This is a genomic window from Peribacillus sp. RS7 (assembly GCF_041956845.1).
Classification (GTDB): domain Bacteria; phylum Bacillota; class Bacilli; order Bacillales; family DSM-1321; genus Peribacillus.
Genome location: NZ_CP168135.1, coordinates 3,795,408 through 3,812,938 on the forward strand (window position 1 = coordinate 3,795,408; position 17,531 = coordinate 3,812,938).

A 17,531-nucleotide genomic window follows, 5' to 3' on the forward strand; every position below is an offset into this window, starting at 1 on the left:
GATTACATAGTTGGAGGTTCTCATGAGTAACGCTAAATATAAACGTGTCGTTCTAAAACTAAGTGGCGAAGCATTAGCCGGTGAAGAAGGATTTGGAATTAACCCTGCAGTAATTAAATCTATTGCTGAACAAGTCAAGGAAGTGGCTGAGCTTGATGTGGAAGTGGCTGTCGTTGTCGGCGGCGGAAACATTTGGCGCGGGAAAATAGGCAGTGAAATGGGTATGGATCGTGCTAATGCCGATTATATGGGTATGCTTGCTACAGTCATGAACTCATTGGCATTACAAGACAGCCTTGATCAGCTTGGAATTGAAACGCGCGTTCAAACTTCCATTGAGATGAGACAAGTTGCAGAACCATATATCAGACGCCGTGCAATCAGGCATCTAGAGAAAAAAAGAGTGGTGATTTTTGCAGCTGGTACAGGTAATCCATACTTTTCGACGGATACCACTGCCGCCCTGCGCGCTGCTGAAATTGAAGCTGATGTCATCTTGATGGCGAAGAATAATGTGGATGGCGTTTACAATGCAGATCCGGTTAAGGACAAAAATGCAGTGAAGTATGATGAACTTTCCTATCTTGATGTGATTAAAGAAGGATTGGAAGTAATGGATTCGACTGCGTCCTCATTATGCATGGACAATGATATACCATTGATTGTCTTCTCGATTATGGAAAAAGGTAATATTAAACGAGCCGTTCTAGGCGAAACGCTTGGAACTATTGTAAGGGGGAAATAAAAGATGCCGAAACAAGTTATTTCGAATGCGAAAACGAAAATGGAAAAAGCCATTGGAGCGTACACACGTGAATTAGCCAGCATCCGTGCCGGAAGGGCAAATGCCTCATTGCTTGATAGAATCTCGATTGATTATTATGGTTCGCCGACACCAGTTAATCAGGTGGCTGGTATTTCTGTCCCGGAAGCAAGACTTTTGGTCATTCAACCATATGATAAGACAGTATTAGGTGAAATTGAAAAGGCGATTTTGAAATCGGATTTAGGCTTAAATCCTTCTAATGATGGATCGATCATCAGGATAGCCATCCCGGCTTTAACTGAAGAACGCAGAAAAGAGCTTGTGAAAGTTGTCAAAAAAGAAGCGGAAGAAGCAAAAATAGCTGTCCGTAATGTGCGTCGCGATGCTAATGATGATTTGAAAAAGCTTGAAAAAAATGGTGAAATCACTGAAGATGATTTACGTGGCTATGCTGATGACATCCAAAAGATGACAGATGGCAATATCACGAAAATCGATGAGATTACAAAAGATAAAGAAAAAGAAATTTTGGAAGTATAATTTCCATTTAAGAATTTTTTAAATAAAGAGGGCCGAATCCATACAGGGTCATGTCTTGGTTCTAACATATAGGTGTGCTTAAAAGAGAAAACTGTTATAATAAGGTTTCTCCGATAATGATTACTCCTTGAGTTAGTATGTTGCATGCAAACGTTGGAGGTGGTCCTTTTTTTGCATTTTTCATTGTAATCATAACCGGTTTTAGAATAAAAGAAGTAATGATTTCTCCCTTTCTAGCTTCTAATGAAGAAATAATTTTCATAATAATAATATGAGAACGAGTTTTTTTTTGATATTATAATATAGATTCTTTTTAAGCGGCAGAAAGCTTGATATACATAGTGCACGAAAACTTTGCCTTTGTAGAGAGATAAGTACAACCTGATGGGGGACTAACATATGTATTCACTTTGGAAGCGTTTCGTTAATAAAGATGCTTCTTCCGATGTAACAAATAGGATTCAGCATATTAAACAGTTTGATGTTCCTCAGCATATCGCCATCATAATGGATGGAAACGGCCGTTGGGCCAAAAAGCGTGCATTGCCACGTGTGGCGGGTCATCATGAAGGAATGAAAACCGTTCGTAAAATTACGAAAGTTGCCAATAAATTAGGGGTCAAAACTTTGACAGTCTATGCGTTTTCCACTGAAAACTGGAAACGTCCGAAAAGTGAAGTCGACTTTTTGATGAAGCTTCCCCAGGAATTTCTTGGGACATTTTTACCTGAGCTCATTTCCGAAAATGTAAGAGTTGAAACGATCGGGGACATATCACTCATTCCTGCACATACTCAAAATGCCGTTAAACGGGCAATGGAAGATACGAAGGATAATGATGGGATGATTCTGAATTTTGCCCTTAACTATGGAAGCCGTGGGGAGATTGTATCTGCAGTGAATAGCATCATTCAAGATGCTAAGAATGGTATAGTAAAGGAAAATGTAACTGAGGAAATGCTATCCAGTTATCTGATGACCAAACATTTGTCGGATCCGGATTTACTGATCCGTACAAGCGGTGAAATCCGTTTGAGTAATTTCATGCTTTGGCAGGCGGCTTATACTGAGCTTTGGTTTACAGAGGTGCTATGGCCGGATTTTAGTGAAGAGCATTTATTGCAGGCAGTTGAGGAGTATCAAAAACGTTCACGAAGATTCGGTGGCGTTTAATGTAGAAGGCGAGGAAAATGGAATAATGAAACAACGAATTATTACGGCGGTCGTAGTTGCCGCTATCTTCATTCCACTAGTCATTTTAGGGGGCATTCCCTTTTTACTGACGGTTTATCTGTTGGGGTCCATTGGTTTGTATGAACTGATGAAAATGAAAAATTTACGTGTACTATCTTTTGAAGCATTTCTTTCTCACATATTATTGTGGGTACTTTTATTGCCTAATGAACATACCGCTTTTTTAGCGGAAATAAATTACGATAAAGTGCAAGTCTTCTTAATCGGGGTATTGCTGCTATTACTTTATACAGTCGTTTCAAAAAACCGTTTTACTTTTGATGATGCAGGATTTTTAGTGATTTCGGTCCTATACCTGGGAATGGGTTTCTACTACCTATTCGAAACACGTGACTCTTTAGGGTTGGGTCTTATCTATATCTTGCTTACATTATTTACGATCTGGGCAACCGATTCCGGAGCATACTTCATAGGTAAATCACTTGGTAAAAGAAAGCTATGGCCAGAAATAAGTCCAAACAAGACGGTTGAAGGATTTATCGGCGGGTTATGTTCCGCGATGGTAGTGGGTGTGCTATTTTACGCCTTCTCCAGTCTTGACTACACATTATTACAATTATTATTGATTTCATTGATCATTGGGGTATTCGGCCAATTGGGCGACCTCGTCCAATCGGCGTATAAACGTCATTATGGGGTTAAGGATTCCGGGAAGCTTCTCCCGGGACACGGTGGAATTTTGGACAGGCTTGATAGCGTGATATTCATTTTACCGATTTTGCATTTATTGCATGTTTTATAATATAAATATAGGCAAGTGTTTAATGAATTAGGAGATGAGCAATTTGAAAAATATCAGCCTTTTGGGCGCGACAGGTTCGATTGGTCAACAAACAGCGGATGTGGTAAGGTCCCATCCCGATCAATTCAAGATAGTGGCGCTTTCTGCTGGAAAGAATATAGAATTGGTCAGGGCCTATATACAAGAGTTTGAACCGAAACTAGTTTCAGTCCAGACGGAAGAAGATTATCATGTTTTGAAAAGTGAATTCTTCAGCCGCAAGGATATCGAGTTCATGTATGGCGATGAGGGATTGACTGCTGTTGCTGTGTTTGATCAAGCGACGATATTGGTCAATGCCGTCATCGGAAGCGTGGGCCTTTATCCGACACTTCAAGCAATAAAGGCTAAAAAGGATATTGCTATCGCCAACAAGGAAACTTTGGTAACGGCAGGTCATTTGGTTATAAGTGAAGCTAAAAAGGCGGGGGTTAGATTGCTGCCGGTTGATAGTGAGCATTCCGCTATTTTTCAGGCATTGCAGGGTGAAAGGGAAAAAAATATAGAACGTCTTGTCATCACTGCTTCAGGAGGCAGTTTTCGCGATCGGACCAGGGAAGAATTGAAGGGTGTAACGGTGGAAGAGGCGCTGAACCATCCGAACTGGTCAATGGGAGCGAAAATCACGATCGATTCAGCTTCAATGATGAATAAGGGTTTGGAAGTGATTGAGGCCCACTGGCTATTCGATCTTCCATACGATAAAATTGATGTATTGCTACATAAGGAGAGCGTCATCCATTCCATGGTTGAGTTTCATGACTCCAGCGTGATAGCGCAACTGGGTTCACCGGATATGCGAGTGCCGATACAATATGCACTTACTTATCCAGACCGTATGCCGCTAGAAGGGCGTAAACGCCTGAACCTTGCTGAAGCGGGCAAACTGCATTTTAGCGATATGGATTTCAACAGATATCCTTGTTTGCAATTCGCCTATAAAGCGGGTAAAATGGGCGGAACGATGACTACAGTATTGAATGCCGCCAATGAAGCGGCAGTTTCTGCGTTCTTATCTGGAAAGGTATCCTTCCTTGAAATTGAAACGTTAATTGAAAAAGCGCTGAATCAGCATTCTGTCATAGCCCTTCCTGATTTAGAAACGATTCAGGAAGTGGATAATATGACTAGGCAGTTTATAGAATCTTTAGTGAAAGATAGGTGACCGGAACATGCAGACTTTAGAAACGATTATAGCGTTCATCATCATTTTTGGCGCTCTTGTATTTTTCCATGAGCTTGGACACTTAGTATTCGCAAAGCGTGCCGGAATTTTATGCCGTGAGTTCGCAATAGGTTTCGGGCCAAAAGTATTCACATATAAAAAGAAGGAAACCGTTTATACCATTCGATTGCTTCCATTGGGCGGATATGTGCGTATGGCTGGTGAAGACGCAGAAAATATCGAATTGAAGCCCGGCTATCGAGTAGGATTAATGTTTGATAATGAAGAGAATGTTACAAAAATCATTTTGAACAACAAAGATAAATATCCTGATATTCGTATTGTGGAAGTTGAAGTGATCGACCTTGATCATAAACTTATCCTTACTGGTTATGAAGAGGGTGAGGAAGCTACATTAAAAACGTTTACCATTCATAAAGAAGCGGTAATCGTTGAAAATGGTGTGGAGAACCAGATTGCTCCATTTGACCGGCAATTTGCCTCAAAGTCGCTTGGGCATCGTTTTCTTACGATTATAGCTGGTCCGGCAATGAACTTCGTTTTGGCTTTTGTCATTTTTGTGTTGATCGGCTTGTTTCAAGGAGTCGTGGTGGATGAAGCGAAACTTGGTGAGTTGACTCCAGATGGTTCGGCTGTAAATGCCGGTTTAAAATCTGGGGATGTCATTCAATCCATAGAAGGGACGGAAGTGTCTTCTTGGGGGGATGTTCAGGAAAGCATTCAAAAGAACCCCGGACAAGAGATCGAGTTTGTCGTTGACAGGGACGGGAAAACATTAGAAGTGCCGGTTGTTCCACAAGAAGTGGAGAGGGAAGGTAAGAAAATCGGGATTATCGGTGTTTACCCTCCAGTTGAAAAAGCACCGATTAAAGCCATACAATATGGTTTTACAGAAACGTATTTCTGGACAAAACAAATCTTCATCATCCTTGGTGACCTCGTAACGGGTGGATTTACGATTGACAGTCTATCCGGTCCTGTAGGAATATATAAATCAACTGAAGAAGTAGCGAAACAAGGTTTATTCACTTTAATGAAATGGGCAGGGCTGCTCAGCATTAACCTGGGAATCATGAACCTGCTGCCGCTACCGGCATTGGATGGAGGAAGATTGTTATTCTTTGTGGTCGAATTCTTAAGAGGGAAACCGATCGATCGCCAAAAAGAAGGAATGGTTCACTTCATCGGCTTTGCATTGCTGATGTTATTGATGATTGTCGTTACATGGAATGACATTCAGCGATTCTTCTTATAAGACATGTTTGGGTAAGTAAACAGGCCAGCAGATTTTTCTGTTGGCTGTTTCTTTTCTGAAGAAAGAAAGTCATTTCCTAGTTTTTTAACGGTTTTGGGGAAATAGTTTGTTTTCTAGGGAAATCGTAAGTATAATCGAGAATGAGTATATTAAATTAGCTTTTCTGAATAACGCAGAAAGTCTTTTTTGTATGATATGACCGTAATCATGCTGCGGTATGAATCTTACCGTAGAAGAGTTAAATTAAAAGGAAATATTGAAGAGGTGCAGATATGAAACAAAGTATGACGTTGATCCCTACATTGAGAGAAGTGCCTGCGGATGCTGAAATCAAAAGTCATCAGCTTCTATTACGTGCAGGATTTATGAGACAAAACTCCAGCGGGGTTTATAGTTTTATGCCGCTTGGAAAAAGAGTGCTTCAAAAGGTTGAAGCGATTGTTCGGGAAGAGATGGAGAATGCTGGCGCAGTAGAACTATTGATGCCGGCTCTACAACAAGCCGAATTCTGGCAGGAATCTGGACGCTGGTATACCTATGGTCCAGAGTTGATGCGCCTTAGGGACCGCAACAACCGTGAATTTGCGCTTGGTGCCACACATGAAGAAGTGATTACCAGCTTAGTTCGTGATGAAGTGAAATCCTACAAGCGTCTTCCTTTAACGGTTTACCAAATCCAAACCAAATTCCGTGATGAAAAAAGACCACGTTTCGGATTGTTGCGTGGACGTGAGTTCATCATGAAGGATGCTTATTCCTTTCATGCCAATCAAGAAAGCTTGGATGCTGTTTATAAAAATTTATATGCGGCATATTCAAATATATTTAGCCGTTGTGGGTTGGACTTCCGTGCCGTCATTGCCGATTCAGGGGCGATGGGCGGAAAGGATACACATGAATTCATGGTCCTATCTGAAATAGGGGAAGATACCATTGCCTATTCTGATACTTCCGATTATGCAGCAAATATTGAAATGGCACCGGTGAGTGTAATATATGAAAAAAGCTCCGAAGCACAAATCGCACTTGAAAAAATTCATACACCTGGTCAAAAATCGATTGAAGAAGTGGCTTCATTCTTAAATACCGAAGCAGAGAAACTGATCAAATCGTTATTGTTCAAAGTGGATGAAAAGTATGTGCTTGTATTGGTACGAGGAGATCATGAAGTCAATGATATCAAGCTGAAGAATTTCTATAACGCTTCAATCGTTGAATTGGTCGATCCAAATGAGACGAAAGAAGTCCTAGGATGTACAATTGGATCTCTTGGACCAATCAACGTCACTTCTGAAGTGGAAGTGATTGCCGATGTTGCCGTCGAAGCAATGGTTAATGGTATCTGTGGTGCAAATGATGAAGACCATCATTATGTGAACGTAAATCCCGATCGTGATTTTAACGTGGCTAATTATATAGATCTTCGTTTCATTCAAGAGGGTGACCCATCACCGGACGGAAACGGAAAAATTAAATTTGCCAAAGGGATTGAGGTTGGCCATGTATTCAAACTGGGAACTAAATATTCCGAAGCTATGAATGCGACATTCCTGGATGAGAATGGACGGTCGCAGCCTATGATCATGGGCTGTTATGGTATTGGTGTTTCCCGTACACTTGCAGCTGTAGCTGAACAATTCAACGATGAAAAAGGATTGGTCTGGCCATCGAATTTAGCGCCATACCAAGTTCATTTGATTCCAATCAATATGAAGGATGAGGCTCAGGCTGCGCTGGCAGAAGATTTATATAATGACCTAAAGGCACAAGGCATGGATGTTCTTATGGATGATCGTCAAGAACGTGCTGGCGTAAAATTTGCTGACTCTGACCTGATCGGTCTTCCTGTAAGGGTGACGGTCGGTAAAAAGGCATCCGAGGGTATCGTCGAAGTGAAAATCCGTAAAACGGGTGAGGTTCTTGAAATTGAAAGAACTGAACTAACTCAAAAACTTCACGAAATACTAGGATAAATTATAAATTTAAAAATAGGTAGGCATCATTCAATTGGATGATGCCTTTCCTTTTCATGGATTTAGATACTAGTGAAACATTCGTGATATGTTATAATAGCCTCTGATATCGTAGTGAAAATGAAAGTGAATAATATCTTGAGAGATAGTAGATAGGGGAGAGAGGAAATGGATCAAAATCCAAATAGCGGTAGAGAGAGATTTCAACTCTTGCTCCAGCAAATGGACTTGACTGAGGATGCCTTTGTGAATTATTTCATAGGTGCCGAAATTGATAAACTCTCAATCGAGAGGGAATCCAAAACATGGCATTTTGCCTTTAATATACCTGCATTAATTCCTTGCAGTGTTCATACAAGACTTGCTACTCATTTAGCAAGTACGTTTTCCCATATTGCGAAGGTCACATTCAACTTGAATGTGGCGAACCCGCAAGTGACGGAACAATTGGTAAAAGAGTATTGGAAAAACTGCATTGGCGAGCTTGAGGGAATGTCTCCAGCACTGTTATCACTTCTGAATGAACAAGAGCCCACAGTGATTGGATATAAACTTATTGTAAGCGCACGGAATGATACGGAGGCTGGCCAGTTAAAACGAAAATACTCCGGCATCATTTCTAATATCTACCAAACATTCGGTTTTCCCCCGCTGTCTCTGGAAGCGGAAGTGAAAGAGACGGTTTCGAATCCTGATTACCAGAAGTTTCTAGAAGAGAAACAAAAGGAAGACGCTGAAAAGGGACTTGCTGCCCTAGTGGAAATGCAGAAGAAAGAATCGGAAAAAGGCGGGGACGATGGCGTCTACGAAGGACCTGTTAAAATTGGTTATACGATTAAAGAAGATGCGGATTTCCGCAGAATCGAACAGATTATAGATGAAGAGCGCAGGATTGCTATCGAAGGCTTCGTGTTTGATGCAGAAGTTCGTGAGTTACGAAGCGGACGGAGCCTGTTGACTTTTAAAGTCACCGATTATACGAGCTCGATATTGGTCAAAATGTTCTCGCGTGATAAAGAGGATGCTGCCATACTTGCCAGAGTGAAAAAAGGGATGTGGGTACGTGCCCAAGGCAGTATCCAAAATGATACTTTCGTACGTGACCTGGTAATGATCGCAAATGATATTAATGAAATATCTAAACAAGGACGGCAGGATAAGGCACCTGAAGGTGAAAAGCGTGTGGAACTGCATATGCATACCCCGATGAGTCAGATGGATGCAGTGACACCTACTTCTGCGCTTGTAGCCCAGGCTGCCAAGTGGGGGCATAAGGCAGTGGCGATTACGGATCATGCAGGTGCACAATCATTCCCTGAAGCTTATAGTGCCGGGAAAAAGAATGGTATCAAAATCCTTTATGGAGTCGAAGTGAACCTTGTGAATGATGGGGTGCCCATTGTTTATAATGAGGCACATATTCCTTTGGCAGATGCCACCTACGTTGTGTTTGATGTTGAGACGACAGGCCTGTCTGCCGTTTATGATACGATCATTGAATTTGCTGCAGTGAAAATTCGTGACGGTGACATCATTGATCGATTCGAGTCATTTGCAAATCCGCATCACCCATTATCGAATACGACGATAGACTTGACTGGAATCACTGATGATCTTGTAGAAAATGCTCCAGAAGTCTCGGAAGTACTAGAAAAGTTCAAGAACTGGGCAGGCGATGCGATCTTGGTTGCCCACAACGCAGCCTTCGATATGGGCTTTTTGAATATAGGTTATAAAAACATGGGTTATCCTAAAGCTTCCAATCCTGTTCTTGATACATTGGAACTTGCCCGGTTCTTATATCCGGAGTTTAAAAATCACCGGTTAAATACATTATGTAAAAAGTTCGATATTGATTTGACTCAACATCATAGGGCCATTTATGATGCCGAAGCTACAGGTTACCTTATGCTGAAGATGCTGAAGGATGCAATGGAAAAAGAGATTACCCATCATGATCAGCTTAATGACAATATGGGTAAAGGAAATGCTTATCAGCGTTCCCGGCCGTCCCATTGTACGTTGATCGCGCAAACACAGGCAGGCTTAAAAAACCTTTTCAAATTAATTTCAATATCGCATATCGATTATTATTATCGTGTGCCCCGGATACCACGCTCACAACTTAAAAAGTATCGTGAAGGAATTTTGGTAGGGTCCGGATGCGATAAAGGGGAAGTTTTTGAAGGGATGATGCAGAAGGGTTTTGAGGAAGTCGTCGATATCGCCGAATTCTACGATTATCTTGAAATCCATCCGAAGGAAGTGTATCAACATTTGATTGAGCTTGAATATGTCCGGGATGATAAATCGTTAGAAACAATCATCTCCAATATCGTCAAGCTTGGTGAAAAATTGGATAAACCTGTCGTAGCCACAGGAAATGTGCATTATTTGGATCCGAATGATAAAATTTACCGGAAAATCCTTGTAAATTCACAAGGTGGAGCAAATCCGCTGAATCGTCATAAGCTGCCTGACGTACATTTTCGGACAACTGATGAAATGCTACGGGAATTTTCCTTCCTTGGTTCTGAGAAAGCCAAAGAGGTCGTGGTAACTAATACGAATAAAATCGCTGATATGATTGAAGAAATCAAGCCAATCAAGGACGAGCTATATACACCTAAAATCGAAGGTGCCGAAGAAGAGATGCGTGAGATGAGCTATGGCATGGCAAGGAAGATTTATGGAGAGAACCTGCCGGAAATCGTGGAAGCCCGTCTTGAGAAAGAATTGAAAAGCATCATTGGCCACGGATTTGCCGTTATTTATTTAATTTCTCACAAACTAGTAAAAAAATCATTGAATGATGGTTATCTAGTTGGCTCAAGGGGATCGGTTGGATCATCTTTCGTTGCCACGATGACTGAAATAACGGAGGTAAATCCGCTTCCACCGCATTATGTATGTCCGGAGTGCAAGAAATCCGAATTCTTCAATGACGGTTCAGTAGGTTCGGGATTTGACCTGCCAGATAAAGATTGTCCCGATTGTGACATTGCTTATACAAAAGACGGGCATGATATCCCGTTTGAAACCTTCCTTGGATTTAAAGGGGATAAGGTTCCCGATATCGACTTGAACTTCTCGGGTGAATATCAGCCGAAGGCCCATAACTATACGAAAGTTTTATTCGGTGAAGAATATGTCTATCGTGCGGGAACGATTGGCACGGTCGCTGAAAAAACAGCTTATGGGTATGTAAAGGGGTATTCCGCTGATAATAACATCCATATGCGCGGAGCTGAGACTGACCGCCTTGTTGCCGGTTGTACTGGGGTGAAACGGACGACAGGACAGCATCCTGGCGGAATCATAGTTGTTCCGGATTATATGGATATTTATGATTTCACACCTATTCAGTTCCCTGCGGATGACAGGAATTCCGAGTGGAAAACAACTCACTTTGATTTCCATTCCATTCACGATAATATTTTGAAACTCGATATACTTGGACATGATGATCCGACCGTGATCCGGATGCTTCAAGATTTAAGCGGCATCGATCCAAAGACCGTTCCTACCGATGATCCTGAAGTAATGAAAATATTCAGCAGTACCGAATCTTTAGGTGTTACCGAAGAACAGATCATGTGTAAAACGGGTACGCTCGGCATTCCCGAATTTGGAACCCGTTTCGTCCGGCAGATGCTTGAAGATACGAAACCTACAACATTTTCCGAGCTTGTTCAGATCTCAGGGCTTTCTCACGGTACGGATGTATGGTTGAGCAATGCACAGGAGCTGATCCACAACCGGATATGTACACTAAGTGAGGTTATCGGTTGCCGGGATGATATTATGGTCTATCTGATTTATCAAGGACTAGATCCTTCCCTAGCGTTTAAAATAATGGAATCTGTACGTAAAGGGAAAGGGCTCTCGGAGGAATTCGAAGAGGAAATGAGGAAAAATGAGGTGCCGGAATGGTATATCGATTCATGTAAGAAGATTAAATACATGTTCCCGAAAGCCCATGCTGCAGCTTACGTCTTAATGGCTGTCCGGATTGCCTATTTTAAAGTGCATCTGCCTTTATTGTATTATGCAGCCTATTTCACGGTACGTGCCGATGATTTTGAAATCGACGCCATGACACGGGGATCGCAAGCAATCAAATCGAAAATTGAAGAAATTACCGTAAAGGGATTGGATGCATCCACAAAGGAAAAGAATACATTGACGGTTCTTGAACTAGCTTTGGAAATGTGTGAACGCGGATATGCATTCGCTAAAGTGGATTTGTACAAATCCAGTGCTGATCAATTCATAATTGAAGGCAATAATTTGATTCCGCCTTTCAATTCGATACCTGGTCTTGGCACGAATGCGGCCATCAATATCGTCAACGCACGCAAGAATGGTGAATTCCTTTCGAAAGAAGACCTTCAGCAACGGGGAAAGGTTTCGAAGACCATCCTTGAATACCTTGATAAACAAGGATGCCTGGAATCATTACCCGAACAAAATCAGTTATCTTTATTTTAAAGAGGAAACTGATGGAAAAAAGGAAGAAACAGACATGATATTTGCATAAATATCTTGATTATGGTATATTTTTATTGGAAATACTAAGAGGAACCAATGGCAAGAGTGGGGAAACCCACTCTTTCGTGTTGTATTGACCATTTAATTTTGAATCCGAAACCAAGCGCATACAACGCACGTATGGAGGAAACAAATGAGTAAAAAGGTAACGGAAGTTGTAGAAGAATTAGCATTACCAATTCTTGAAGAATTGCAGCTTGAATTAGTCGAAGTGGAGTATGTGAAGGAAGGTAAAACCTGGTTCCTTCGAGTATACATTGATAAAGAAACAGGCGTAGATATTGAAGATTGCGGAAATGTAAGTGAAAAACTCAGTGAAAAGCTTGATGAGGTTGATCCGATTCCACAAAATTATTTTCTCGAAGTTTCATCACCCGGAGCTGAAAGGCCTCTGAAAAAAGAGAAGGATTTCCTTAAAGCTATCGGTAAAAATGTTTACATAAAAACATACGAGCCCATTTTAGATGAAAAAGAATTCGAAGGAATCTTAACCAGTTTCGATGGTAAAGAAGTGACACTCGAAGTCAGAATCAAGACAAGAAAGAAAACGATTGTCATACCATTCGAAAAGGTGGCCAAAGCAAGATTGGCGATTACCTTCTCTTAAGTCAAGCAAATCATTAATTTAAATATCCGTAAGGGGGATCACCATGGGCAATGAGTTATTGGATGCTCTCTATATTTTAGAAAACGAAAAAGGAATTTCCAGGGAAGTTTTGATCGACGCGATTGAAGCTGCTCTTATATCGGCATACCGCCGTAACTTTAACCAAGCACAAAATGTACGTATCGACTTGAATCTTGGTAAAGGAACTATGCGTGTATTTGCCAGAAAAGACGTTGTTGACGAAGTATTCGATTCACGTCTGGAAATTTCTGTTGAAGAAGCAAGAGCAATTGATCCCAACTACCAGTTAGAGGATATTGTCGAAATGGAAGTAACACCAAAGGATTTCGGCCGTATTGCGGCACAAACTGCCAAACAAGTCGTTACTCAAAGGGTGCGTGAAGCAGAAAGAGGCATCATTTACGCCGAGTTCATCGATCGCGAAGAGGATATCATGACTGGCATCGTTCAACGCCAGGATTCCCGATTCATTTATGTGAGCCTAGGTAAAATCGAAGCTTTGCTCCCGGTTAATGAGCAAATGCCGAATGAACAGTATAAACCTCATGATCGCATTAAAGTTTTCATCACTAAAGTTGAAAAGACTTCCAAGGGCCCGCAAATTTTTGTATCCCGTTCACATCCTGGTCTTTTAAAACGTTTATTCGAAATCGAAGTGCCTGAAATTTTCGATGGAACAGTGGAAATTAAGTCAGTTGCCCGCGAAGCAGGCGACCGTTCAAAAATCTCCGTGCACTCCGATAACGAAGAAGTCGATCCTGTCGGTTCCTGTGTAGGCCAAAAAGGACAACGTGTTCAGGCCATCGTCAATGAATTGAAAGGTGAAAAGATCGATATCGTTAAATGGTCGGAGAATCCGGTCATTTTCGTTGCGAATGCTTTAAGCCCTTCAAAAGTACTTGAAGTCATCGTAAAAGAAGAGGAAAAGGCGACTACCGTAATCGTTCCGGATTATCAACTTTCCCTGGCAATTGGTAAGCGTGGACAAAATGCCCGTTTAGCTGCCAAACTTACTGGCTGGAAAATTGATATCAAGAGTGAAACGGAAGCTCGCGAAGCTGGTATTTATCCAGTGGAAGAACAGGAATTCCTTTTGAGCAGAGATAGTTATGTTAATGAAGAGGAAACAGATTTCGAAGAGGATAATGAGTAATTCAGAGGTGAAAAAAGATGAATAACCGAAAAAAAATCCCGATGCGTAAATGTGTGGCTACAGGCGAAATGAAGCCGAAAAAAGAACTCATTCGCATCGTTCGATCTAAAGAAGGGGAAGTCAGCCTTGATCCGACCGGAAAGAAATCGGGAAGGGGAGCTTATTTGACTCTTGATCGGGATGTTATCGAGCTGGCCAAAAAGAAAAATGTGCTGGCTAATCACCTTAGTACCCAAATCGATTCTTCCCTTTATGAACAATTGCTTGAATTAGTGAATAAGGAGAAAAACTAACACCATGACCCAACAACAACAATGGATGTCTCTATTAGGTTTGGCCAATCGAGCACGCAAGCTAATTTCGGGTGAAGAATTAGTGGTTAAAGAGATTAGAAGCGGTAATGCCAAAGTTGTTATTTTATCCGCGGACGCTTCAAAAAACACTGAAAAAAAAATATCTGATAAGTGCGCATTTTATCAGGTTCCTTTAAAAAGAGTCGAAAGCAGGTCTATGCTCGGCCATGCGATAGGTAAGGATGCTAGAGTTGCCGTCGCAGTTCTGGATGAAGGTTTTGCACAAAAACTCCGAACGCTGCTCGATTAAATTTTACGGGGGTGAACGTATGACAAAATTGCGTGTATATGAATATGCAAAACAAAAGAACGTTTCAAGCAAGGATGTAATAAATAAACTTAAAGAAATGAATATAGAGGTAACAAACCATATGACAGCATTAGACGATTCAACTGTAAATAAATTAAACGATTCAATTAAACCTAAAAACGAAGATAAAAGCCAAGCTGCTGAACCAAAAGCTAACGCTACGGTTGCGAAGTACGAAGCTGAAGCAGATGAAAAGAGCACAGTCAATAAAGAAAAACTGAAGAAGAAACCACCAGTTAAGCCTGTAGGTACGAAAAAACCAACTGGGCAGTTTAACAGGGGCCGCAATAATAAGAATAAAAATAATAAACAAAGACAACAAGCACCTCAGGCACCCGTTACAAAACGTAAAGAAAGAGAGCTTCCTGAGAAAATTACGTTTTATGAGTCTTTGACTGTAATGGAACTTGGTAAAAAGCTTCACCGTGAACCATCTGAAATCATTAAAAAGCTCTTTATGCTTGGTGTGATGGCTACAATTAACCAAACTTTGGATAAAGATGCTATCGAATTAATCTGTACGGAATACGGTGTATTGGCTGAAGAAGAGATTCGTGTTGACTTAACTGACCTTGAGTCATTGGTAACCGAAGATGCTTCTGAAGATTTGATCGAGCGTCCGGCTGTCGTAACGATCATGGGACACGTTGACCATGGTAAAACAACATTGCTTGATTCTATTCGCCATACGAAAGTAACGGAAGGCGAAGCAGGCGGAATCACTCAGCATATTGGTGCTTATCAAGTTAATGTTAACGACAAGAAAATTACATTCCTTGATACACCAGGACATGCTGCGTTTACAACAATGCGTGCTCGTGGAGCTCTGGTTACGGATATCACAATCCTAGTTGTAGCTGCGGATGATGGTGTAATGCCTCAAACGGTTGAAGCGATTAACCATGCTAAAGCGGCAGAAGTTCCAATTATCGTTGCTGTTAATAAAATGGATAAAGAAGCTGCTAATCCGGACCGTGTCATGCAAGAATTGACAGAACATGGCTTAGTTTCTGAAGCGTGGGGCGGAGACACAATTTTCGTACCTATTTCAGCCAAAAACGGTGAAGGTATCGATAGCTTGCTTGAAATGATTCTTCTTGTCAGTGAAGTGGAAGAGTATAAAGCGAATCCAACTCGTAAAGCGAATGGTACGGTTATCGAAGCGCGTTTGGATAAAGGTCGCGGATCGGTTGCTACTTTGTTAGTTCAAAACGGAACGTTGAAGGTCGGAGATCCGATTGTTATCGGTAATACATTCGGACGTGTACGTGCTATGCTTAACGATCTTGGACGCCGTGTTAAGGATGCAGGTCCTTCAACACCGGTTGAAATCACTGGATTGAATGAAGTGCCGCAGGCCGGAGATCGTTTCATCGTCTTTGAAGATGAGAAAACGGCCCGTCAAGTTGGGGAAGTGCGTGCGCAGAGACAACTTGCTTCACAACGTAATGAAAAATCCCGTGTAACGCTTGATACATTGTTCGAGCAAATGAAAGAAGGGGAAATTAAAGAATTGAACATCATTCTAAAAGCGGATGTTCAAGGTTCTGCGGAAGCAGTAGCCGCTTCCCTGAATAAAATAGAAGTGGAAGGCGCTAAAGTGAAAATCATACACACTGGCGTCGGTGCAATAACAGAGTCTGATATCATCCTTGCTACAGCTTCCAATGCAATCGTCATCGGATTTAACGTCCGTCCTGACGTGAATGCTAAGCGTGCAGCTGAATCGGAAAATGTTGATGTACGCCTTCACCGCATCATCTATAAAGCGATCGAAGAGATCGAATCGGCTATGAAAGGGATGCTTGACCCTGAATTCGAAGAAAAAATTATTGGTCAGGCCGAAGTTCGTACGACATTCAAAGTATCAAAAGTTGGTACTATCGCCGGTTCATATGTTACAGAAGGAAAAATTACACGTGATAGCGGAATTCGCTTAATTCGTGAAGGTGTCGTCATTTACGAAGGTGAAATTGATGCATTGAAACGTTTTAAAGATGATGTTAAAGAAGTGGCAACGAACTATGAGTGCGGTATTACCATTAAAAATTACAACGACCTTAAAGAAGGCGATGTAATCGAAGCGTATGTAATGGAAGAGATCGAACGTAAATGATCGTTGGCTCCGTCCAATGTGAATGCATCATCCATGACACCCATTCTTTGAAAGAAAAACGGGCCGTGCTTCAGCGTGTCATGACACGGCTTAAACAGAAGTTCAATATTTCTGTAGCCGAGACCGATTTTCAGGATTTATGGCAGCGGACAAAGATTACTATCGTAACCGTAACGTCCTCAAGGAAGGCTACAGAGCGGGAACTTCAAAATGCCCTTAAATTTCTAGATTCTTTTCCGGAACTAGAGCGAACAATAACAGATATAGACTGGCTTTAGGCTATCGAGGTGATATTAATGAGCCTTCGTTCAAATCGTGTTGGCGAACAAATGAAAAAAGAGCTGAGTGAAATTATCGGCCGAAAAATTAAAGATCCAAGAATCGGATTTGTTACCGTGACGGATGTCGCGGTCACAGGCGATTTACAACAGGCAACAGTTTATATTTCCGTTTTGGGTGATCAGGAACAACGGGAGAAAACCCTTCAAGGCCTAGCAAAGGCCAAAGGATTCATGCGTTCAGAAATTGGGCAAAGAATCCGCCTGCGCAAAACCCCTGAGCTGTTTTTTGAATTTGATGAATCGGTCGATTATGGTAATCGTATCGAGTCGTTGATTTCCCAAATCAATTCAGAGGAAAAACCGGCTGAAAAAGACGAAGAATAA

General features: G+C 41.5%; 16 protein-coding genes. 15 read left to right on the plus strand and 1 reads right to left on the minus strand.

Going from position 1 to position 17,531, the window contains the following annotated elements; genetic code table 11:
* The first annotated feature begins 22 nt into the window (after positions 1-22).
* Both pyrH and frr read left to right on the plus strand, forming a co-directional pair.
* On the plus strand, positions 23-745 hold the full coding sequence (gene pyrH, locus ACDZ29_RS19090; protein ID WP_057913387.1) for a UMP kinase: 723 nt from the start codon (positions 23-25) through the stop codon (positions 743-745).
* A gap of 3 nt (positions 746-748) precedes the next feature.
* Positions 749-1,306, plus strand: a complete 558-nt coding sequence (frr, locus tag ACDZ29_RS19095; protein ID WP_289317136.1) for a ribosome recycling factor — start codon at positions 749-751, stop codon at positions 1,304-1,306.
* Between the two features lie 94 nt (positions 1,307-1,400).
* Here frr and ACDZ29_RS19100 read toward each other — a convergent pair whose 3' ends face one another.
* Entirely contained in the window at positions 1,401-1,568 is a 168-nt protein-coding gene (locus tag ACDZ29_RS19100) for a hypothetical protein (protein ID WP_289317135.1), read from the minus strand.
* A 137-nt stretch (positions 1,569-1,705) separates the two neighbouring features.
* Here ACDZ29_RS19100 and ACDZ29_RS19105 point away from each other — a divergent pair, with 137 nt between their 5' ends.
* The 13 genes from ACDZ29_RS19105 to rbfA all read left to right on the plus strand — a co-directional run bounded on the left by ACDZ29_RS19105 (position 1,706) and on the right by rbfA (position 17,531).
* Complete coding sequence (locus tag ACDZ29_RS19105) at positions 1,706-2,479, plus strand: isoprenyl transferase (protein ID WP_289317134.1); 774 nt, start codon at positions 1,706-1,708, stop codon at positions 2,477-2,479.
* Positions 2,480-2,504: 25 nt separating this feature from the next.
* Positions 2,505-3,302, plus strand: a complete 798-nt coding sequence (locus ACDZ29_RS19110) for a phosphatidate cytidylyltransferase (RefSeq protein WP_289317133.1) — start codon at positions 2,505-2,507, stop codon at positions 3,300-3,302.
* Positions 3,303-3,345: 43 nt separating this feature from the next.
* Positions 3,346-4,506, plus strand: a complete 1,161-nt coding sequence (gene dxr / locus ACDZ29_RS19115; RefSeq protein ID WP_370014415.1) for a 1-deoxy-D-xylulose-5-phosphate reductoisomerase — start codon at positions 3,346-3,348, stop codon at positions 4,504-4,506.
* 7 nt (positions 4,507-4,513) lie between these two features.
* Entirely contained in the window at positions 4,514-5,782 is a 1,269-nt protein-coding gene (gene rseP, locus ACDZ29_RS19120) for an RIP metalloprotease RseP (RefSeq protein WP_289324412.1), read from the plus strand.
* Between the two features lie 272 nt (positions 5,783-6,054).
* A complete protein-coding gene (locus tag ACDZ29_RS19125) occupies positions 6,055-7,755 on the plus strand; it encodes a proline--tRNA ligase (protein ID WP_375088360.1) in 1,701 nt (566 codons plus the stop codon).
* 168 nt (positions 7,756-7,923) lie between these two features.
* Positions 7,924-12,246, plus strand: a complete 4,323-nt coding sequence (locus tag ACDZ29_RS19130; protein WP_375088361.1) for a PolC-type DNA polymerase III — start codon at positions 7,924-7,926, stop codon at positions 12,244-12,246.
* 193 nt (positions 12,247-12,439) lie between these two features.
* Entirely contained in the window at positions 12,440-12,913 is a 474-nt protein-coding gene (gene rimP / locus ACDZ29_RS19135; RefSeq protein ID WP_289324415.1) for a ribosome maturation factor RimP, read from the plus strand.
* A 43-nt stretch (positions 12,914-12,956) separates the two neighbouring features.
* Positions 12,957-14,087 (plus strand): transcription termination factor NusA, encoded by a 1,131-nt coding sequence (gene nusA, locus ACDZ29_RS19140; RefSeq protein WP_061462442.1) that lies wholly within the window; start codon positions 12,957-12,959, stop codon positions 14,085-14,087.
* A gap of 17 nt (positions 14,088-14,104) precedes the next feature.
* Complete coding sequence (gene rnpM / locus ACDZ29_RS19145) at positions 14,105-14,380, plus strand: RNase P modulator RnpM (RefSeq protein WP_034313617.1); 276 nt, start codon at positions 14,105-14,107, stop codon at positions 14,378-14,380.
* Between the two features lie 4 nt (positions 14,381-14,384).
* On the plus strand, positions 14,385-14,690 hold the full coding sequence (locus ACDZ29_RS19150; RefSeq protein WP_061144653.1) for a YlxQ family RNA-binding protein: 306 nt from the start codon (positions 14,385-14,387) through the stop codon (positions 14,688-14,690).
* Positions 14,691-14,709: 19 nt separating this feature from the next.
* Complete coding sequence (infB, locus tag ACDZ29_RS19155) at positions 14,710-16,866, plus strand: translation initiation factor IF-2 (RefSeq protein ID WP_289324416.1); 2,157 nt, start codon at positions 14,710-14,712, stop codon at positions 16,864-16,866.
* Positions 16,863-17,144 (plus strand): DUF503 domain-containing protein, encoded by a 282-nt coding sequence (locus ACDZ29_RS19160; RefSeq protein ID WP_057913375.1) that lies wholly within the window; start codon positions 16,863-16,865, stop codon positions 17,142-17,144. The genes infB and ACDZ29_RS19160 overlap by 4 nt, the downstream gene beginning before the upstream one ends.
* Positions 17,145-17,162: 18 nt before the next feature.
* Positions 17,163-17,531, plus strand: a complete 369-nt coding sequence (gene rbfA / locus ACDZ29_RS19165; RefSeq protein ID WP_289317125.1) for a 30S ribosome-binding factor RbfA — start codon at positions 17,163-17,165, stop codon at positions 17,529-17,531.